Origin of the sequence: Tenuifilum thalassicum, from assembly GCF_013265555.1 — a bacterium.
Lineage (GTDB): Bacteria > Bacteroidota > Bacteroidia > Bacteroidales > Tenuifilaceae > Tenuifilum > Tenuifilum thalassicum.
In genome coordinates this window covers 632,215-653,289 of sequence record NZ_CP041345.1, presented here as the reverse complement: position 1 = coordinate 653,289, position 21,075 = coordinate 632,215, and the positions used below count along the sequence as shown (strand labels likewise).

The 21,075-nt window shown below is 40.2% G+C and carries 17 protein-coding genes and 2 tRNA genes; 3 read left to right on the top strand and 16 right to left on the bottom strand.

The genetic code is table 11. The features are described from left to right. Window positions 1-2: 2 nt before the first annotated feature. The 10 genes from murC to FHG85_RS02685 are packed head-to-tail and all read right to left on the bottom strand — an operon-like array spanning window position 3 to window position 11,600. On the bottom strand, window positions 3-1,385 hold the full coding sequence (gene murC, locus FHG85_RS02730) for a UDP-N-acetylmuramate--L-alanine ligase (protein ID WP_173072772.1): 1,383 nt from the start codon (window positions 1,383-1,385) through the stop codon (window positions 3-5). Window positions 1,386-1,389: 4 nt separating this feature from the next. After that, on the bottom strand, window positions 1,390-2,511 hold the full coding sequence (gene murG, locus FHG85_RS02725) for an undecaprenyldiphospho-muramoylpentapeptide beta-N-acetylglucosaminyltransferase (protein ID WP_173072770.1): 1,122 nt from the start codon (window positions 2,509-2,511) through the stop codon (window positions 1,390-1,392). After that, window positions 2,480-3,649 (bottom strand): FtsW/RodA/SpoVE family cell cycle protein, encoded by a 1,170-nt coding sequence (locus FHG85_RS02720; protein WP_173072769.1) that lies wholly within the window; start codon window positions 3,647-3,649, stop codon window positions 2,480-2,482. The genes murG and FHG85_RS02720 overlap by 32 nt, the downstream gene beginning before the upstream one ends. Window positions 3,650-3,666: 17 nt before the next feature. Then, window positions 3,667-5,001, bottom strand: a complete 1,335-nt coding sequence (murD, locus tag FHG85_RS02715; RefSeq protein WP_173072767.1) for a UDP-N-acetylmuramoyl-L-alanine--D-glutamate ligase — start codon at window positions 4,999-5,001, stop codon at window positions 3,667-3,669. Window positions 5,002-5,012: 11 nt separating this feature from the next. Next, entirely contained in the window at window positions 5,013-6,266 is a 1,254-nt protein-coding gene (gene mraY / locus FHG85_RS02710; RefSeq protein WP_173072764.1) for a phospho-N-acetylmuramoyl-pentapeptide-transferase, read from the bottom strand. Then, a complete protein-coding gene (locus FHG85_RS02705) occupies window positions 6,263-7,723 on the bottom strand; it encodes a UDP-N-acetylmuramoyl-L-alanyl-D-glutamate--2,6-diaminopimelate ligase (protein ID WP_173076724.1) in 1,461 nt (486 codons plus the stop codon). Before FHG85_RS02705 ends, mraY begins: the two co-directional genes overlap by 4 nt. Before the next feature lie 4 nt (window positions 7,724-7,727). After that, window positions 7,728-9,848, bottom strand: a complete 2,121-nt coding sequence (locus tag FHG85_RS02700) for a penicillin-binding protein (RefSeq protein WP_173072763.1) — start codon at window positions 9,846-9,848, stop codon at window positions 7,728-7,730. Window positions 9,849-9,864: 16 nt separating this feature from the next. Beyond that, a complete protein-coding gene (locus tag FHG85_RS02695; protein ID WP_173072761.1) occupies window positions 9,865-10,239 on the bottom strand; it encodes an FtsL-like putative cell division protein in 375 nt (124 codons plus the stop codon). Continuing rightward, complete coding sequence (rsmH, locus tag FHG85_RS02690) at window positions 10,236-11,135, bottom strand: 16S rRNA (cytosine(1402)-N(4))-methyltransferase RsmH (RefSeq protein WP_173072759.1); 900 nt, start codon at window positions 11,133-11,135, stop codon at window positions 10,236-10,238. The genes FHG85_RS02695 and rsmH overlap by 4 nt, the downstream gene beginning before the upstream one ends. Further along, complete coding sequence (locus FHG85_RS02685; protein WP_173072757.1) at window positions 11,136-11,600, bottom strand: division/cell wall cluster transcriptional repressor MraZ; 465 nt, start codon at window positions 11,598-11,600, stop codon at window positions 11,136-11,138. A gap of 259 nt (window positions 11,601-11,859) precedes the next feature. On the opposite strand from FHG85_RS02685, the gene FHG85_RS02680 reads away from it, so the two are divergent. Then, window positions 11,860-12,144, top strand: coding sequence for a hypothetical protein (locus tag FHG85_RS02680; RefSeq protein WP_173072755.1), 285 nt, complete (start codon window positions 11,860-11,862; stop codon window positions 12,142-12,144). Between the two features lie 329 nt (window positions 12,145-12,473). Here the strand turns inward: FHG85_RS02680 and FHG85_RS02675 are convergent. The 6 genes from FHG85_RS02675 to FHG85_RS02650 form a co-directional block, all read right to left on the bottom strand. Next, window positions 12,474-12,558, bottom strand: a tRNA-Leu gene (locus tag FHG85_RS02675). 66 nt (window positions 12,559-12,624) lie between these two features. Next, window positions 12,625-12,697 (bottom strand) — tRNA-Gly (locus FHG85_RS02670). A 122-nt stretch (window positions 12,698-12,819) separates the two neighbouring features. After that, window positions 12,820-14,298 (bottom strand): TolC family protein, encoded by a 1,479-nt coding sequence (locus FHG85_RS02665; protein WP_173072753.1) that lies wholly within the window; start codon window positions 14,296-14,298, stop codon window positions 12,820-12,822. 18 nt (window positions 14,299-14,316) lie between these two features. Continuing rightward, complete coding sequence (locus FHG85_RS02660; protein WP_173072751.1) at window positions 14,317-15,687, bottom strand: ABC transporter permease; 1,371 nt, start codon at window positions 15,685-15,687, stop codon at window positions 14,317-14,319. Window positions 15,688-15,689: 2 nt separating this feature from the next. Next, window positions 15,690-17,171 carry an efflux RND transporter periplasmic adaptor subunit gene (locus tag FHG85_RS02655; protein ID WP_173072749.1) on the bottom strand — a complete coding sequence of 494 codons (1,482 nt, stop codon included), beginning with the start codon at window positions 17,169-17,171 and terminating at the stop codon, window positions 15,690-15,692. A 194-nt stretch (window positions 17,172-17,365) separates the two neighbouring features. After that, window positions 17,366-18,007 carry an NUDIX hydrolase gene (locus FHG85_RS02650; RefSeq protein WP_173072747.1) on the bottom strand — a complete coding sequence of 214 codons (642 nt, stop codon included), beginning with the start codon at window positions 18,005-18,007 and terminating at the stop codon, window positions 17,366-17,368. 173 nt (window positions 18,008-18,180) lie between these two features. On the opposite strand from FHG85_RS02650, the gene FHG85_RS02645 reads away from it, so the two are divergent. Together FHG85_RS02645 and FHG85_RS02640 are read left to right on the top strand one after the other, a co-directional pair. Next, window positions 18,181-19,566 carry a tetratricopeptide repeat protein gene (locus tag FHG85_RS02645; protein ID WP_173072745.1) on the top strand — a complete coding sequence of 462 codons (1,386 nt, stop codon included), beginning with the start codon at window positions 18,181-18,183 and terminating at the stop codon, window positions 19,564-19,566. Window positions 19,567-19,647: 81 nt separating this feature from the next. After that, window positions 19,648-21,021, top strand: a complete 1,374-nt coding sequence (locus tag FHG85_RS02640; protein WP_173072743.1) for an LPP20 family lipoprotein — start codon at window positions 19,648-19,650, stop codon at window positions 21,019-21,021. The last annotated feature ends 54 nt before the right edge of the window (window positions 21,022-21,075 follow it).

Below are 21,075 nucleotides of genomic sequence, written 5' to 3'. Positions count from 1 at the left end.
AGCTACTCTATCTCCTTTTCTTGAACAATCTTAACAATTTCTGGAATCATCCTATCAATATCACCTGCACCAATGGTAACCAAAATATCAATCTCAGCCGATTTTATCCAATCGAGAATATTTCTTTTTTCAATCACCCTTCTGTTATGATTTTTCATAAAGCCACTAATCAGCTCTGGTGAAACACCTTGAATTGGTAATTCCCTAGCAGGATAAATGTCTGTTATTACCGAGAAATCCAAGAGGTCGAGCGAAGCAGCAAATTCTGGTGCAAAGTCGCGTGTACGAGAGTAAAGGTGGGGTTGGAAAATTCCAGTAATCTTCCTGTTTGGAAATACATCCCGAATGGAGTGAATAAGCGCCTCAATCTCACGAGGATGATGAGCATAATCATCCATATAGACAATTTTTTTGCCCCAGTACCTAACATCAAACCTACGTTGAACACCTTTAAACGAGGCCAGCATCTCAGCCAACATATGGCTGTCAATCCCCAAGGTGACCGCTGCAGCCGATGCCGCAATTGCATTTTCAAGGTTATACCTGCCAGGTGTACCCAATTTAAGATTCGCAACCTTACCATTGGGTGTATTCAAAGAAAAATGGTAAAGCCCGTTTTCAATCTCAATATCAGAGGGATAAAAGTCGCAAGTATTGTCGAACCCATAAGTTAAAACACTCACATTCTGTGCTTTAGGATTAAAATTGATATTATTTTTGATGATTAGGTACCCTTCCTCCTTTATCTGTGAGGTGAACTGTGCAAAAGCATCTTTTACGGCATCATACGTTCCGTAAATATCCAGATGATCGGCATCAACCGAGGTTATAATTGCCAAGTAAGGATTTAGCGTAAGGAAGCTTCGATCGTACTCATCGGCCTCCACAACAAGAAATTTTTTCCCTTTATCCTGTAAAACCAAGTTATTATCGAAGTTACGGGAGATTCCTCCAAGAAAGGCATCACAGCCTGTGTATCCTGCCATAATATGAGCCAGCATGGTAGATGTTGTGGTTTTACCATGTGTACCAGCAACCGCAAGAGTTTTATAGCTTTTACCAATTATTCCCAACACTTCGGACCTCTTCTTAACCTCAAATCCTCCCTGAGTAAAATACATTAATTCTCCATGATTATTGGGTACAGCTGGTGTATAAACCACAAGCGTTCCTTCCTTTTGTTTAAAAAGGTCTGGAATGCTATTAATATCATCGGAGTAATGAATGGTAGCACCTTCCTGTTCAAGTTTTTGGGTTAACTCAGTTGATACCCTATCATAACCTGCAACAGGTAAATTTTTGTGTATAAAATATCGAGCTAAGGCACTCATTCCAATGCCCCCAATTCCCAAAAAGTAAACCCGTTTTACATTCTCAAGTTCCATAGCTCTATTTACTGTTTGTGTTGGTTAGCTTTAAAACCTCTTCGGCAATTACCTTTGCAGAATTACGCAGGGCTAACTTGGCAATATTTTCCGAAAGGGTTTTCTGCAAACTTTCATCGTTAAGTAAAGCAAATGCTTCGTTAACAAGCTGTTCCAAAGCTTTACTATCGGAAACCATGATTGCAGCATTTTTATTGGCTAATGCAAGCGCATTCCTGGTTTGGTGATCCTCGGCCACATTGGGCGAAGGAACCAAGATGCATGGTTTTGCTACCAAGCATAGCTCCGATATTGTTCCCGCTCCAGCACGAGAAATTATTGCATCGGCTGCCACATATGCTAAGTCCATCCTACGGATAAAATCGAAAAGTCTAATATTCTCCACAGGATTCTTTTCTAGCTCTTCCTTAACAGTTTGATAATAGAGCTTACCCGTTTGCCATATTACAACAATATCGGGATTCGATTTTACCACATCAAGCTTACCTAAAAGGCTTTGGTTCAGCGTGCGAGCACCAAGGCTACCGCCAAGAACCAAGAGCACCTTTTTGCTTGGGTCAATTCCAAAATGGGCAAGTCCTTCGGTACGTGTAACGGTTAGGTTTTCAATATCTTGGCGAACGGGATTACCAGTAAGCATTATCTTATCGGCAGGGAAGTAACGTTCCATTCCCTCATATGCCACACATATCTTTTTAGCTTTTTTGGCAAGCAATTTATTGGTTACTCCGGCATATGAGTTCTGCTCCTGCAGTAGTGTAGGGATGTTCAATCGTTGTGCTGCTTTAACAATAGGGCCACTTGCGTATCCTCCTACCCCAACAACAACATGTGGTTTAAAGTTACGAACTATTCTGTAAGCCTTTATAAGGCTTTTCATTAACTTTAAAACTACAATCAAATTCTTAGGAGTGAGAGAACGTGAGAAACCAGCAACCGGCAGGCCTACAATCTTATACCCTGCTTGGGGAACCTTTTCCATCTCCATTCTACCCTCGGCACCTGCAAAAAGAATATCGGCATCAGGTCTTATTTCCCTGATGGCATTGGCAATTGATATGGCAGGAAAGATATGCCCGCCAGTTCCGCCACCACTAATTATTATCCGTAACTGGTTGTTCTCCATCAAATAGTTCCTTTTTGCTTTGACTTCGGCTTACACTTAAAATTATTCCCAAAGCACCACTGCTAATCACTAACGATGAACCACCCATACTCACAAGCGGGAGGGGTTGTCCAGTAACAGGAATTAACCCAACTGCCACCGCCATATTAACATAAGCTTGGAGTGTGAGCAGCAAAGCTAAACCAAATGCAAGAAACGCTGGGAATGTCCGTTTCGATTTTCGCACAATTAGCGCAGCTCTATAAAGTAGGATCAAGTAAAGGCTCAGTATAAACATTCCACCCAAAACCCCATACTCCTCAATAATGATAGCATATATAAAATCGGAATAGGGATGCGGAATAAAGTTTCGCTGGGTTGAACGCCCAGGTCCCTTACCAACAATTCCTCCAGTTGCTATTGCAATCTTCGACTGCTCTAACTGGTAGTTGTCGCTTCCCTTGTCCTCGCTAATAAAGTTTTCAACACGATTAATCCAGGTTTGGGCCCTGCTTATGTTCTTAAACTGAAGCGAAACAACAATAAACAAAGCAAGAAAAGCAACACCTATACCTGTTATTCCGAAAAGATGTTTTAGGTTAACCCTACCAACCAGCATCATTATCCAGCATGTTAAGCCCAACAGGGCAGCCGTTGAAAAGTTTGCGGGTAGAATCAATGCGCATACAAAACCAACGGGTATTATTAGCTGTACAATAAAATGGTTAAAATCGCGCGGTTGGTCTTGTTTCTTTGATAAGTACTTAGCAACAAATATTACCAAAACGATTTTTGCAATGTCGGAAGTTTGAAGTGATATTCCCAAACCAGGCACCTCTAACCAACGCGAAGCAGCGTTAAGATTTCGACCAAAAAGCAGGGTAAATAGAAGTAAGGGTGTTGTAATCAGCATTAAAATATTTGAAAGGTGATACCATATGCTGTATTTAATAAGATGAGCAAACCACATTACTAAGAACCCAAATACAAGAAAAGCAAACTGTTTAAAAAGATAATAGGTTGTATTTCCGCCATGATAACGGAAAGCAAGAGAACTTGATGAGCTATAAATTAGCAAAAGCGAAGCCAGGTAAAGGAAAATCACAATTATCCAAATTACCCTGTCGCCTTTTAAATATTTTCCAAATAAACTACTCATAGCTCAGAATTTGCAAATTACAATGCTCGTACTGCTTGTTTAAATTTCCGTCCTCTATCTTCATAGTTATCAAATAAATCGAAGCTAGCGCATGCAGGAGAGAGAAGTACGGTGTCGCCAGGTGCCGAAAGTTTATAAGCCTGCTGCACTGCTTCCTCAGCCGATAAAGCATCAACCACCACAGGTACAACACCATCAAAGGCAGCATGTAACTTTGAATTATCGGTACCAAGGCATATAAGGGCTTTCACCTTAGTCTTAACTAGTTCCATAAGTTCAGAATAGTCGTTACCTTTATCCACTCCACCTGCAATCCAAACCACTGGTGTAGTCATGCTTTCCAAGGCATACCAAGCCGAATTAACGTTGGTAGCTTTTGAATCGTTGATATAGGTTACCCCTCTTACTGTTAGCACACGCTCAAGCCTATGCTCAACGCCCTGAAAATCCGATAGCGATTCTCGTATTACATCCTTACGGATATTTAGCACATGGCCTGCAATACCAGCAGCCATGGAGTTGTAAACATTGTGTTTACCTTTAAGAGAAAGGTCGTTTATCGACATGCTGAAGTCGCTGTTATTATAGTTAATAAACATATCTAGGTCCTCGAGCCATGCAGTTTGGTTTTCCTTCTCTCTTTGTGAGAAAGGAAGCTGCTGGGCGCGTAGCACTATTCTTTTTAGCTGCTCAACGGTTACGGAATCGTCGGAACAGAAGATAAAGCAATCATCCTCCGATAGGTTCTTGGTAATGCGAAATTTCGATTCTACATAATTCTGCATTTTATAGTCATACCTATCCAGGTGATCGGGAGTTATATTTAGCAGAATCGCAATATCGGGTTTAAAGTTGTATATACCATCGAGCTGAAAGCTACTAAGCTCAATCACATAGTAATCGTAGCTACATTCGGCAACCTGGTAGGCAAAGCTATTTCCGATATTACCAGCCAGACCAACATTAAGGCCTGCCTTCTGCATCATGTGGTATATAAGGGAAGTTGTAGTGGTTTTTCCATTGCTACCAGTAATACAGACGGTATAGGCATTAGTGTAACGTCCTGCAAACTCTATCTCCGAAATCACAGGAATCCCCTTTTCTCTAATCTTTACTACCAAAGGGGCATTGTCGGGGATACCAGGGCTTTTAATCACCTCGTCGGCGTTAAGGATTAACTCCTCGGTATGCTTCCCCTCCTCGAAGCGGATGCCGTACTTGTTTAACCACTCCTTATAGCGTGGTTTAATTGCCGAAGAATCGGACAGGAACACATCGAACTCCTTTTTATGCGCTAGCACTGCTGCACCTGCACCACTTTCGCCTCCTCCTAGTACAACTATTCGCTTCATATATGTTTGTTTTAACGTATTTTCAAGGTTACAACTGTAATTACTGCAAGAATTACTGCAACAATCCAAAAACGTGTTACTATCTTGGGTTCAGGATATCCTTTCTTTTGATAGTGATGATGTAAAGGCGACATTAGGAAAATCCTGCGTCCTTCGCCATACTTACGCTTGGTGTATTTAAAGTAGCTAACCTGCAGCATAACCGACAGGTTTTCAACCAAAAAGATTCCGCAAAGAACAGGAATAAGCAGTTCCTTACGAACCAGAATGGCAAATACAGCAATTATTCCACCTATGGTAAGGCTGCCAGTATCGCCCATAAATACTTGTGCAGGATAGCTATTATACCAAAGAAATCCCACAAGTGCCCCAATAAATGCACTCATAAACACCACCAGCTCTCCCGACTGCGGAATGTACATTATGTTCAGATACTCTGCATAGATAACGTTGCCCGAAAGGTATGCAAATACTCCAAGTGTAGTAGTAATAACAGCGGAAACACCAGTTGCCAAACCATCGAGCCCATCGGTAAGGTTGGCTCCATTTGAAACAGCTGTAATAATTAGGATTACAACTAGTATGAAGATAATCCAGGTTACAAAATGATATTTCTCTCCCTTAAATGGGTTCAAAACGCTATAGTCGAACTCATTATTTTTTACAAAAGGAATGGTTGTTTGTGTTGTCTTTTTAGCTTTGCTAACCGTTGAAGGTTGATTATCACGATATTCAGCTGAAAGCTCCGTTTCGTATTGCGTTACATTCTTATCGACCACAACACGTTCTTTTACAACGATATCGGGGCTAAGCCACATAACGAGCCCAACAAATAAGCCTAGCGAAACCTGACCAATAATCTTTGTGCGCCCTGAGAGCCCCTCCTTGTTCTTCATGAACACCTTAATGTAATCGTCGGCAAAGCCTACAACACCAAGCCACACGGTTGTAACAAGCATTACAATTATGTAGATATTCAGAATATCGGCAAAAAGCAGAACAGGCAAAAGCATCGATGCAAGGATAATAATGCCCCCCATGGTAGGAGTACCTTTCTTTTGCATTTGGCCCTCAAGGCCAAGATTCCGAATCTCTTCGCCAATTTGCTTGCGTTGTAGGAATCGGATTATTCGCTTGCCAATAAGAAGAGCAAACATAAGCGACACGATAAACGCAGCAGCCGAACGAAACGAGATGTATTTAAACAGCCCTGCACCAGGGAAATCCCAGTATTTTGTAATGAATTGAACCAAGTAGTATATCATGCCTGCATCGATTTAAATATTTCTGCTAGTACCTCTTTATCATCAAAATGGTGTTTTACACCTTTAATCTCCTGATAGGTTTCATGGCCCTTGCCTGCAACCAGTATTATATCGCCCTTAAGAGCAAGCATGCAGGCAGTTCTGATAGCCTCGCGCCTATCGGTAATGGTTACAACCTTTTTGGCAAGCGATGCATCAACACCACTTTTCATATCTTTTAAAATGTCCTCTGGGTCTTCAAAACGGGGGTTATCGGAAGTTAGAATAACAATATCGCTTTGTTCAGCGGCAACCCTTGCCATTACTGGTCGTTTAGTTTTATCGCGATTACCACCTGCACCAACAACAGTTATAAGGCGTTGGTTATCGGTTTTAATTTCGTTAATGGTTTTAATCACGTTCTCAAGTGCATCGGGGGTATGTGCATAATCCACAACGGCAGTTACGCCATTGTCGGACCGAACGTATTCAAACCTACCGCTAACTGGTGTAACACTGCTAATTCCAGTTAGGGCATCATTCTTATCGAAACCTAACAAGGTAAGCGTTGAATATATTGCCAGCAGGTTGTAAGCATTGAAGCGCCCAATAAGCCTTGACCAAACCTCAATTCCATCAACGTTAAGCATCATACCATCAAAATGGCTCTCAACCACCTTGCATCGGAAATCGGCCATTGACCTTAACGAATAGGTATAAACCTTTGCCCTTGTGTTTTGAACCATCACCATGCCATTCCTATCGTCCATATTTGTAAGTGCAAAGGCATCGGATGGTAACTCATCAAAGAAACGCTTTTTGGCCTTGATGTACTCCGCAAAGGTTTTATGATAGTCAAGATGATCGTGGGTGATGTTGCTAAAAATCCCACCGGCAAACTTTAAACCAGCAATCCTATTCTGAACAACTGCATGCGAGCTAACCTCCATGAAACAGTACTCACAGCCCACATCAACCATTTGCTTTAAAAGCTTATTAAGTGTGATAGGGTCAGGGGTAGTATGAGTAGCATCTATTTTGGTGTCATTAACATAGTTGGCCACCGTAGAAATCAAGCCAACCTTATAGCCAAACTGAAGCATTAGCTTATAAAGCAAAGTTACCGTAGTAGTTTTTCCATTGGTGCCAGTAATTCCAACAAGTTTTAACTTCTCCGATGGTTTTCCATAAAACAACGAAGCCATCAATCCTAATGCAAGTGACGAGCTTTCGACCAGAACAAAGGTTATGCCCTCGGGCTTTCCCTTTGGCAGCTCCTCGCAAACAATGGTTGTAGCACCTTTCTCAATGGCCTGTTCAATATAGCTATGTCCATCGATTTGAGTACCCCTAATTGCAAAGAAACAGTCGTTGGGATTCACATTTCGTGAATCAAAAGTTAAAGCCGAAACCTTTTGATTCCCATTACCAACAATCTCCTTGGCCAACTTTTCGGGTAATATGTCGGTTAAATTCATCATTCTAATCAAACTTTTTGGTCATTTCTAGGTAAACTGTACTTCCTTTAACAACTCTACTTCCAGGTAAAACCGATTGTGACCGAACAGTTCCATAGCCATTGAAAGCCACTTTAAGGCCACGACTCTCGAGCTGAAAGATTGCATCGCGCAACCCCATTCCAATAACTCTAGGAACAAGGTTTTTGGGATATTTAAGCGGAATAGGAACAACCTGGGTACTATCGCGCTTAGTTTGAACCCAACTGGTTGATTTTGCCTTTTTAAATGGCAAATCGAGCTCTTTGAAAACATAACTTAGACTACTAATATGCCCCGATTTACTTTGTGGAAGTTCAACCAAACCATCACCCTTTAATTCTGTAAACCATTCAGGACTAGTAGCGTAAACCTTATCGGAAATCTCCTTAAAAATTGGTCCAGCAACCAGGTTGCCATAGTAAACGCTGTTTGATGGTGAGTTAACAACAACAATACATGAATACTTGGGATCCTCTGCTGGAAAATATCCTACAAATGAAGCCTGATAGTTTATAACGTTACCTTTACGGTAACCCGATTTCCCCATAGCAATCTGGGCTGTACCAGTTTTTCCAGCAATCTTATAGCGGGGATTTCTAAGATTTTTAGCAGTTCCGTTTTCTACAACTCCTTCTAGCACCTCGCGAACCTTCCTTAAGGTTGAATTGGAGCAAATGGCCGATTGTATCACCTCAGGCGAGTAACTTTCTACCACCTGTCCATGACGTAGCAATGCTTTCACCAATCGTGGCTTAACCATTCTGCCATTATTTGCAATGGCATTATAAAAGGTTAACATTTGCAAGGGAGTAAGTCGGACCTCGTAGCCAATGCTCATCATAGGCATCGAAAGCCCCGACCAACCCTTGTCGCCAGGGTAGCGGATTTGGGGCTTTACCTCACCTGGGATAATAAAACCTGTAGGCTTGTTCAGGTTTAGCTCGTAGAGCTTATTAACAAAATCCTTTTCACGCCCTTTAAACACCTTTTGTACTAGCTTAATAACACCAACATTTGATGAAACTTCAAACACTTCCTTTACTGTAATTTTACCATGCCCACCAATTTTTGAATCGGAAACCACATGATCCCAAAGGGCGAGCTTACCATCACCAGTATCAATAGTATCGTTTAAGTTGATATTTCCCTCCTCCAACAGCGCAATTAGCGTAGCGGTTTTCATGGTTGATCCAGGCTCAGTACTCTCCCCTACAGCATAGTTATAAACCTCATCGTAAGTGCCATCTTCATTTCTTCGAAGGTTAGCAATGGCTTTTATATCGCCTGTAGCAACCTCCATAACTATAGCACAACCATGCCCTGCACCATGTCCTGCCAGATGCTTTCGCAATGCTGCTTCTGCCACATCTTGCAGCTGAACATCAATGGTAGTTAGCACATCAAAACCATCTTCTGGCTCTACCTTATTCATGCTCTTAACCTCAACCCAGTTGTTGCCAGGTATTCGGGAGTGAACCCTCAAACCGTCCTTACCTCTAAGCGCCCAATCCATAGCCTTTTCAATCCCGACTCTTCCTCCACCTTCGCCAACCTTTCCTATTGTTCTTGCACAAAGCGATTTATGAGGTAGAATTCTTCTATTAACCTGAACAGGGATAAAACCACCCTTATTGGGTCCAAAACGTAAAATAGGAAATTTTGATATCTCCTTAAGCTCGATATAATTCACCTTACGAGGTGCAATAGGATAGTAACGTTTGTTTTTTGCATACTTACGAGCATTGTTTAGCTCCGAACGGTATGAGTACCACGACCTATCGCCAAAAAATTTAGAAAGGCATATCGCTAACGAATCGATATTTGCTTTAAAAATAGAATCGGTAAGCCCTGCAGCCCTAAGATCCATTCTTAGCTCGTAGTAAGGTATTGAAGTTGCAAGCACCCTGCCATCGGCGGCTAATATATCGCCACGGTTTGCCTCAACAATTATATCACGGTATGTTATTTTTTTTGCCTTTTCGCGAAGTTCGCCTCCTTCTACTACTTGTATTGTAAGTATTTTGACAATTATTGCCACACCAACTAGCAATAGCACAAAATATACTATTGCAATGCGTATCAGTATGTCATTTTTAATTGTCATTCAAATAATACTTTTTCTAGTTCAACTTTTTAGGTGGCACAGTCGATTCTTTCAGATTTAACCCTTTTGACTCAACAAGCTTTAGCACTTCCGATTGCCGACTTATCGACATAAGTTTTGCGGCGGTTGTAATTGATTCGGCACGTAAATCCTTAACCTCTTTCCTTAACTTTTGCTCAGTCCTTAAAAGATTGTTATAGCGATAGTTATTGGCAATATAGAAAATGGCAATAATTGCTAAAAAGATGATATACGACATCTGGCCAACAATAGCCTCGTGGGTTAGTATCTTACCACTGATAAAATCCTTAACACCAACACGCTTCCCATTCTTTGCTTCTTCCTGGGAAACATTTACATCTTCGAACTCGGGTGTTCCTATTTCGCTCATAGCTTCCTCCCTATTCTTAGTTTTGCACTTCGTGCCCTGTTGTTTTCAATACATTCATCATCGCTAGGTGTAATTACTTTACGGTTAACCTGCTCAAATGGAACATTCCTATTTCCCATTAAATCCATGCTATCGGTACCCTCAACATTTCCATATCGGAAAAAGTTTTTTACCATTCTATCTTCTAGTGAGTGATATGATATTATCACCAATCTTCCTCCAGGCAAAAGGCTTTTCACAGAACTTTCAAGCATCTCCTTAAGGCTCTCCATCTCTTGGTTTACCTCAATCCTTATGGCTTGAAAAATTTGCGCCAGCACCTTGTTTTGAATTTTGAAAGGAATGAGTGGTTTTAAAATCTCAAGTAATTGGTCAGCATTGTCAATGCTACCCTTGCTTCTTTCACGAACAATAACCGAAGCTACCCTACCGGCACCCTTTACCTCTCCATATAGTTTTAAGATATTTGCTAACCGCTCTTCGGAATACTCATTAATTACCTTCTGTCCGGTAAGCTTAGCATTTCTATTCATGCGCATATCAAGTGGTCCCTCGAACCGGAACGAGAACCCCCGCTCAGCAGTATCAAGGTGATGCGACGAAACGCCGAGGTCGGCTAAAATTCCGTTTAACTGTTCAACACCATGATAACGCAAAAAGTTACGGAAATACCTAAAGTTTCCCCTGATAAGCATGAAACGCTTATCGTCTAAGGCATTTTTGAGCGCATCCTCATCCTGGTCGAATGCAATTAGTCTACCCTTCTTCCCGAGTTTTTGCAAAATGGCACGCGAATGCCCACCACCACCAAAGGTGAGGTCAACATAAGTACCACTGGGGTTAATATCTAACCCCTCGATGCTTTCGTTAAGCAGCACAGGAACATGGTAGGCCATTTACTCATCTTTTAAGGGTGTTGAACCTAATATACGCTCAGCCAGGTTGGCGAAATCGCTTGAACCTAGCTGCACATTTTCATACCTATCTTTTGCCCAAATCTCAATCTTATCGTTCATCCCCGACATAACTATTTCACGTCCTATTCCAACCATTTCGAGCAATCGTTTTGGCAATAACATCCTACCATTCGAATCGAGCGATACCTCAGCAGTTCCCCTAAAAAACTCTCTAAGGAACAGGTTATGCTCCCTGTTGTATGGATTTGTATTCTTACGGATTATATCCGTTTGGCGCTCCCACTCCTCCATGGGGTAAAGCACTAAGCAATCCTCGTAAATATCCTTTTTCACCACAAACCTATCGGGCGAATCCGACTTCACCTGCTTTCGCAGCGATGCCGGAAAGAGCACTCGACCTTTCTCGTCAACTTTGCATTCGTAATCGCCGATAAATGTGGACATTATGTTTTTAGTTTTCAATTTGTAAAAATATACAATAATTTTCCACTTTCAACCACTTTTCCCCACTTTTTTACACATTGTTGATAACTTTTTTAGTTGACAAACAACACGTTGTGCTGAAAGCCTTATGAGATAAGACATTCAGACAACATAAAGAATGCAGGAGTATTGGTTAATAAAATACTAGTTAAAACGCCCCAGAAGGGTACAGCACAAAATAATCTTTTGTTTATCGCTAAACGCGGAATAAAAAAGAAAGATGATTAACCCCCTTAAGGCTCAATTGAATTCATCCACCCCATACAACACATCTAGAACATATACCCAAATGCCAAGTGTATTTAGTATTATGCATAAAAGATTAACTGCTTTAGCTCAGCTCAACTTGCATAGATTAGCAATTAAAACATTAAGCCAAGATCTTCCGACACCTTTGAAGAAATATCGAAATGTGCTAATATTGACAGAGCATCACACTCTAGCGGTGAACGAGAATTATCAAATAACAGACAATACTGTAAACTCAAAATATAGCGACCTTTAAAAACATTTCATATAGCATTTAATACAAAGACGAATTTTGGCTATTAAAAGCTTGAAGGTGCAAAACCTTGCGATACAACTAAAAAAGGGCGAAGGCAAGATATCTTTAATCTTATAAATAATGACCAAATTCATAAACAAACATCGGGCAGAATCGATACGTTTGCCATATAGGGATTACAAAAAATGTGCAGGCAGCAGCCGGATTATGCCCCTTCCTGCTGAGCTACAAAAAAAAGTGAGGGCTGGTGGTGAGGGAACGGCACGCCCGCAAGGCTGCAGGCTGTCGCCATAAAACAGCAAAGCCCCGCACCTGGCGAGGCTTTGAAGTACCCGGAGTGGGACTTGAACCCACACAGCCGCAATGGCCACAGGATTTTAAGTCCTGCGTGTCTACCAGTTCCACCATCCGGGCAGAAGGCTTTTGCTTTAAACTTAAAGAGTTCAAAGCCTTCCCACTTTGAACTCCCCAAAGAACTTGAGCGGAAGACGAGACTCGAACTCGCGACCCTAACCTTGGCAAGGTTATGCTCTACCAACTGAGCTACTTCCGCATTCTTTCAACCTTTACTTGCACCGTTGTGCTCGTGTTTGGTGCTGCAAAAATATATCATTTCGTATTTCCTGCAAAATTTTTTCAAAAAAAATTATCATTTAAAATCAGTTTTTTTAGCATCTACTTGAGTAACAACTCAAAATCAGTTGTAATGGGAGCATCTTTTTCCAAATCGAATAGTGTTAATCTGCGTATTTGGTAGTACGATTGCCAGTAACTCGATAGCGTACTAATAAACTTTTGTTTGGCCTGGTCGCGTTCGGTTTGTGCAACATTTAACGTTAGCACATCAATCTTGCCAATTAGAAAACGTTGCTTGGTTACCTCGTACCTGTTTTGTGAAACAAGGTCGGCTTTTTTTGCAATGGCAACCTGGTCGTCTTGCCTGTTGAACTGCATCACCTTAAGGAAAACATCCTGCTCAAAATCGGTTACCGATTGCTCAATGGTTGTCCGAATCACCTCGCGATTCGATTGGGCCATTTTTACTTTTCCTTTACCCAATCCCCAGTCTAAAATGGGTATGGTAAGCCCTATTCTAACACTTTGCTGGTCCAGCGGGTCAACATAGGCATTATGAAGGTCGCTTGCTCGCTGGGTTAAACCAAACGAGGCAAAAAGATTAGCATTCAGGCCTCGCTCTGCTTTAGCCTGCGCAACATTCATATCGGCCTCAATAAGCTGTCGTTGAAAGTTCAGTATTTGGGGATTGTTTTCTTTTGACAATGTAAGCACCCTGTCAAAATCCACATCAAAATTTGGTATGCTATCCGGAAGTATGATTTCCAGGTCGTAATCATCATTTAGCCCCAAATACGATTTAAGGCGATTCTTTTTAAGTAGCAAATCAACCTCAGCCTCGCTAAGAGCGTTACCAGCATTAAGAAAGCTGAGTTCCATCTGAAGCAGCTCGTTTTCGGCAATGGTTCCAATGTTGTATCGACCCTGAGCAATTTTATACAATGTATCGGTATTGGAATAGTTCAGCTTTGCCGTTTCAAGGTTTTGCTGGGCCATAGCCAAATCGAAGAAAAGACGTGTTGCTTCAATTGAAATTGTCTCAAGCGACTGAATAAAGGTTCGTTTTGCCTCCTCATATTTCAATGGCTCAATTTTCTTACTCCACTTTAGCTGGTTCAAGGCGAAAAGTGGTTGAGAAAAACCAATTGAAACAGGAGAACTTAAGTACGATGTGCTTGAATTGGATCCGAGAATATCAGTTCGTTCCAAGTTACTATTAATAAATACCTGACCTCCCGTTAAACCAATATTCTGTGTTATGGACAGTCCTAATGAGGTAGTATTTGAGTTTTCTTCGATATACTGGTAGGTTCCATCGGGGTTTTGGTAACGAACCAACGAACGCGTAAACTGTGGAACAGTTCCACGAAGCGTTACAGCTGGCCGAAACTCCGCAATAAAGGTTCTGTACTCCCAGTAAGCAGCCCTAAACCGGTGTTTTGCAAGTATTGCCTGAGGCGATTGCTCACGGGCAAGCTCAATAACCTCAGAATAGGTTAATCGGTTTATTGGTTTTTGTGAAAATGCTTGAGTTGAACAAAAAATTGCAAGTAGAACAAATACCTTTTTCATTGTCATTTTGATTATTTTTTATTCCTATTCATACCTTAAAGATTCTATTGGGTCTTTCTCTGCAGCCTTTTTGGCTGGCGATAAGCCAAATATTATACCAACGGCAGCAGAAACCCCAAAAGCAATTACTATTGATGAAAAACTTACAATTGTTAGTATACCGGCAAAATGGGTTATCAGCTTTGAAAGGATAACACCTAGTATTACACCTATTAATCCTCCAGAAACACTAATAAGAACCGATTCGGAAAGGAACTGAGCTACAATATCAGCCTTTTTAGCGCCAATGGCAAGGCGTGTTCCAATCTCCTTAATTCGTTCCATTACCGATGCAAACATGATATTCATAATCCCAATTCCCCCTACAATGAGCGAAATGCTGGCAATTGCACCAAGTACAATATTAAAAATATCCTTTGTGCGTTGTTGCTGCTTTAGCAGCAACTCGGGAACTGTAATTTCAAAATCGTTAACATCGGCATGCCGCCGCTTTAGCATACGGCTAAGTATTTCGGTTGTTGATGTGATATCTTCTGTTTCTTTTACCTGTAGAATAATTCTGTCGAGCTGATGATAGTTTTTGGGTGCTTGGCTTTGCGTGCTACCACCAAAAAAAGCAAATCCGATTCTGAATGTAAATGATTGCCCTAGCTTTTTAGTATTCACCAATGCCCTATTTTGGTATCGTAGCAGAATATTTTTTGCAGGAACATAAACATTATCGTTGTAAACGTTAATTCCACTATTCTCAAAGCCCGTAACCTTAACATTCGACTTAGAAAGAACACCAATAACCTTAAGCCAAACATTCCCAAATTTAATATACTTACCAATTGGATTTTCGGTGCTAAAAAACTTGGTTTTAATATTGGCACCTATCACACAAACAGGAACTCCATGGTCTTCCTGATAGCTGTTGAAAAAAGTTCCCTCCTCAAGTGGAAGGTTAAATAGGTTAAAGTAATCGTTGTTAACACCAAGTATTTTAGCCTGCATTCGCACTCCCTTGTATTGTATGTATGAGTTCAGACTAATTTCTGGACTAATATGCTCAACTGAAGGAATAACCTCTTTTATAGCGTTAAGATCACTTAGGGTTAATCCTGGTGAGAATTTTTGCTTCTGCTTGTTTCCATTCTCAGTATCGGAGTTCTCGGTATCGGGAGCTTCAAAAATAGAGTTTACAATGATATTGTTAACGCCAACAAGTTTCATCTGCTCTAAAATCTCTTGTTGAGCACCATTCCCAATAGCCAGCATACTTATAACTGCAGCAACACCAAAAATAATTCCCAAAGCTGTAAGTATCGACTTTAATTTATTAGCCATAATTGCCTCAAGGGCAATAGTGATGTCATGAGCATATCTGCGATAAAGCCTATCTATTCTGAACATGGCTATTGCTGTTTTGAATCGCTCTTAACACTTTCGGTTTTATTACCTGATTTCTTCTTTTCCCCTTTATCTTTTCCCGTTTTTGAATCTGTTGAACCAAAAGTTATCTTAATATTTCCTCCGTTAATTCGCATCGTCGCACCACCTTTTTTTCTCATTTTCATCTGCAGCTCTTGCTCATCACGGAGTTTTTCTTCCTGTTTGAGTTTTTCCTCCTTTTTTCGCTTTATTTCTGGGATTAGCTCAAAACCTTCAAATTCGAACTTTTCAGGATCTTCAGGAGTTGATAGGTAAATTTCTTCGCCTGGCTTCAGGCCTTTTTCTATAATGATATGATTCTCGTTCATTGGACCGGGCACAACAATCTTCCGTTCGCCTTTTTTGGTATAAACAAAGCTTAAGCTATCGTTAGCATGTAATGCTTCCAGTGGGATGTACATTACAGAATCAAATGTGTTAGTAATAATTTGATTACCGGTTGTCATTGATGGGCGAAGAATGGGATCGTACTCGTTAACACGAATCACCACCTCAAAAACTTTTGCATCGGTATTTGGTAGCTGTTCGCCAATATTAGCAACCTCAATAACCTCGCCAGTAAATTTCTTTTCGGGGAATGCATCAACACTAATTCTTACTTTTTGCCCAACTTTAACTTTACTAATGTCAATTTCATTTACATATGTTTTTGAGTTCATTACCGAAAGGTCGGGTAGCGTGGCAACTGTCAAATCCCAAGGGCTAATGGTTGAGCCAACTTTTCGCTTTTGACCACCCCACTCCCTGTAGTAAATTACCATCCCTTGTTTGGGTGCACGAATAGTAAATTTGCTGATTACATTAAGCATATCTTCCTTTTCACGGCGCTTTCTTTCTAGGTTAATTTCAACCTCCCTCATCGAGGCCTCTGCTTGCTCCTTTTTCAGTGTATAGTTATGTAATGCTTGCTTATATGCCCTCTCTGCTTTTTCAAGATTGATTTGCGCCTGACGCTGTGTGGCTGGAGGTTCGTACTTGGACTGCTCCAATACTATTTTTTTCTCCTCCATATCAAACTTCAGGTTAATTAGGTTGTTCCTAAGATCACGAAGTTGAAGTGTGGTATCGAGCTGGGTTTTAAGGTAGGCCTGTTGGCTCTTTTCAAGCTCATCTTCAGTATTCTTAAGCTGATTACTTAAAGCTGAGCGATCAAGTGTTGCTACATAGTCACCTGAATCCACAACGGTTCCTTCTGGAACCAAGTCCTGAATTTTTATCTCAGCCACTCTAAACGACCTCCCACGAAGCTCCGATGGCGCCATTATATCCTCAGAGTTCTGGGCAACAAGCTCGCCCGTTACATTTACAACAATTTCAAACTTACCAGTCTCTACTTTCGTGAATTGTGGCGCTGTTTTATCGGTCGACTTAGTACCAAAAACAATATACAAGATAGCAGCAATAACAATCAAAGTAATAGATATAATCCATTTTTTTCGCTTCATGGTTAATATAATTTGTTTACACAAAAGAATATAAAATTTTACAAAGGTTTAAAACGGAATGGGAAAAAACTTTATTTTACCCTACCATATTTAATCTAAATTTATTTTTCAAATGTTTTTTTAAGCATCTCATAAAAACCATCTAATAAAAAGCGTACCATTAATTGTTACAAATTAAGATAGATTTTAAAATCTCACAATAAAACCTTTTTAAGAATATGCTCAAATTCAGACAGTATCATTGCGGTGGCTCCCCAAACCATTTCATCTTTTAAATTATAGTATGGTGCAGTAATGGGATACCCATGTGAGTTAATCACCTTTACCGATTTATTTCTATCATCTATCAAATCGAACAAATCCACCTCAACAATATACTGAACTTCAAGTAGGTTTAAGTTAAAATTTGGGGTCTCGTTTATGTAACCAACAAATGGATGCACTATCATGTTACTAACTGGAATATAAAGCTCTGTCAACCTGCCCAACAGGTCAACATTCTTAGGTTCAACCCCAATCTCCTCGTACGTTTCTCGTAAAGCGGTTTGACTTATTGAAATGTCGTTTTCTTCAAACTTACCACCTGGCAAGCTCACTTGTCCACTATGTGGCCCATCATAAACTTGTCGTTTTATTAGGACAAACCGTAAACCACTAAGCGCCCTATAAAGAAGGATTAGCACTGCACTTTCCCGCGTAGATAGGTTCGGTTTACTATTCCCATGTTTATCCGCTCTTACCGAAGGCGCCATAATTATCTGAGCATCCTTCCCAGGAAGTTCAGCCTTCAGTAAATATCTTAACCTTTCAATTGCATTTCTAACTATCTCTTTCAAACCTCTAGTTTATGTTCCAAATTTAAAATTTTTTGGCTCGCTTTTTGAGTGGTTTGAAGAAAATTCTTAAAGAGGGTACAAATCTTTTTAGGATTATCAAAAAGTTTTATTTTTATGTTTTTGCGAAATGTCTTTTCTTTATAACTTATTATTTGTTACTAAAATTTACACCCATGAATAGGAAACTGTTTACTCTTTTTATTGCTTCAATAGTAATATTAGCAGGAGGTTGCGCCTCAAAAAAATATGCAAAAAAGGGGATGAAGTTTGAGCAGGCTGGATTATGGCAACAAGCAACGGATGCTTACTTCCGTTCTCTAATGGCAAAACGAGACAATATCAACGCTATTGTTGGCCTTAAACGTGCAGGACAACGCGTGCTAGATGAACAGTCGCTTGAAGTAATTAAGGCATACGAAAACGACGATCTTAAAGGAACTGTATATAAATACATCGATGCTGAGGATTTAAAAAATAAGGCTTCAGCTTTTGGGGTTGAGCTGTCCATTTCTAACATTGCCACCGACTATTATAAAGATGCAAAGCCTAAATATATTGAGAAGATTTATTCGGAAGCTCAAAGGTATATGGACGAGGAGAGGTTCAAAGAAGCAGAGCAGCTCCTTTCGGAGATAAAGAAGTTACAACCCGATTACGGCAATGTTAAGGACATGCTAAAAGTATCGAAATGCGAACCTCTTTACCGTGAAGCAAAAGAATTTATGAGTGCCTCATTCTACCGTAAAGCGTATAATAATCTCGATAAAATCATTCGTGAATATAATAACTACAAAGACGCCCGTGAGTTACGTGATGAAGCCCTAGAACAAGCTACAATTACCATCAAAGTTTCGAACTTTAAAACGGGCTCGAGAAATGCTCAAAACATTACTAAAAGTGTACAAGCTGAAGTGACTAGTAGTTTAAATGAGCTTAAAACCCCATTTATTAAAGTAATTGACACCGAAAACACAGATAAAATTATTGAAGAACAGCACAGAAGTATTTCTACTGGTTCAGAGCTAGAAATTGGAAAACTTTTATCGGCCAAAGCCATACTAAACGGCGAGGTAAGCATCTTGGAGTTAAAGCCTGGTAGGTTGAAAAAGACACGCAAAAAAGGCTTCTTACGAGAAGAGACTAAAGTTAAGGACCCAAAAACTGGAGATACAAAGATAAATGTTAGCTACAAAAAAGTTTACTACTACGAGTATAGTCAGAGTAACAGCGTAACAATTGCTTTGAAATATCAGCTCACCTCAACCGAAACGGGTGCAGTATTGGTAACTGACTATGTGAGAAGCAACCAGTCCGATTTTATTGAATACGCCACATTTGATGGTCCAAAGGACAAACTTGTACCGGGTTACTGGGAAAAGATAGATGTTAAAACCGATAAAGATGTTATAAACGATAACACCCCCGATGTTCGTAGGTTACAAGAAAAATTAAACTCGCGTAGAGAGATAACATCAATGGCATCGCTCATATCTAAAGCAATAAACGATATTGGCGACAGGGTTGCAAATAAAATTGGCAGCTATAACCCAGAAGAGTAGCACTAAAAAGATTGCAGCTAATAAAAATGTAACTCAACAGATTTTAGACTAACTTCTTGAGAATAACAAAAACCGACAAGAATGAAAAGATTAATAGTACTAGCGGCAATTACATCCATTCTATTTGGTTGTGGTAGCAGCTCAAAAGTTGCTGAAATTCCACCTGCTCCCAGCTGGGTTCAATCGCGACCAAACCTACCTGGATACTATGTTGGAATTGGTTCGGCACGTAAATCAACTCCAGACTATCAACAAGCTGCAAAGCAGAATGCCCTTGCCGATATGGCAAGCGATATTTCAGTAACTATTTCAGCAAAGTCGGTTCTAAACTCATTTGAAACGCAAGAATATTTTTCCGAAGACTTCAGGCAATCGGTGAGAGCTGAAGCTCAAAAAGAGCTAGAAGGGTATGAGGTGGTTAGCACTTGGGAAGATCAAAACACCTACTGGATTTACTTCAGATTATCAAAAGATAAATACGCCAAGATGGTAGCAGAAAAAAAGGCAACTGCTACTGCTAAATCACTCGATTTTTACGATAAAGCAATCGCTGCAATTAATGCTAATGATTCCAAAACAGCATTGCTAATGCTTATTCGTGCACTTGAACCAATCAAGCCATATCTTAATGAATCCATAGCTGCTAATTACAATGGCAAAGACATTTTACTAAGCAACGAAATCATTAATCAAATCACTAGCACTATTAACTCACTGATTGTATCAGGTCCTGATGAGCTAACAGCTAAATTAGGTCACCCAATAAAAGGTTCCGAATTAACTTACACGGTAAAAAATAAGAATGGAATTCCTCAAAATTCAATCCCTTTAAAATTCACTTTCTCGGCCAACTCATATTTGAGTAAAAGTTCAACTACCAACAACGAAGGTAAAGCGTCGTTCGATGTCGAAGCAGTTCGCTCTCGTAAAAAGATAGAAACAGCTAAAGTTATTGTAGATGTTGAATCGATTGTTAAGGAAGCAACACGTGATTTTGCTATATCAAAGGCAATTTCAAGAATCAAAGCACCAACAACAGAGACAAGAATCACCATAACCAGGCCATCATTCTATATAGCTTCCGATGAGAAAAACCTTAACCAACCACTTAACCAAACCCCCTTGGCCGATGCCCTTCGTTCAAACATTCTTAAACTTGGTTTTCCTATAGCTGACAACCCTAACGATGCCGATTTCATCGTAAATGTAACCGCAAATACTAAACCCGCTGGTAGGGCAAATCAGTACATTCAAGTTGTAATGAATCTTGACGTTAATGTACAAAATAAAGAAGGTAACTTAGTATATACCTTATCCAATAGACGTATCAAGGCATCTCATTTCAAAGCCCCACAAGCTGGCGCAAATGCATACAAAGATGCAGTTGAAAAAATCAACTCAAGTATTGTACGTGAGATAATTACGCGGGTTATTCGTGGGGATAGGGCTTATTAAGGATTAAGGATAAAGGATAAAGATAAAGGGAAAGTAAAATTAAAAACTAAACAG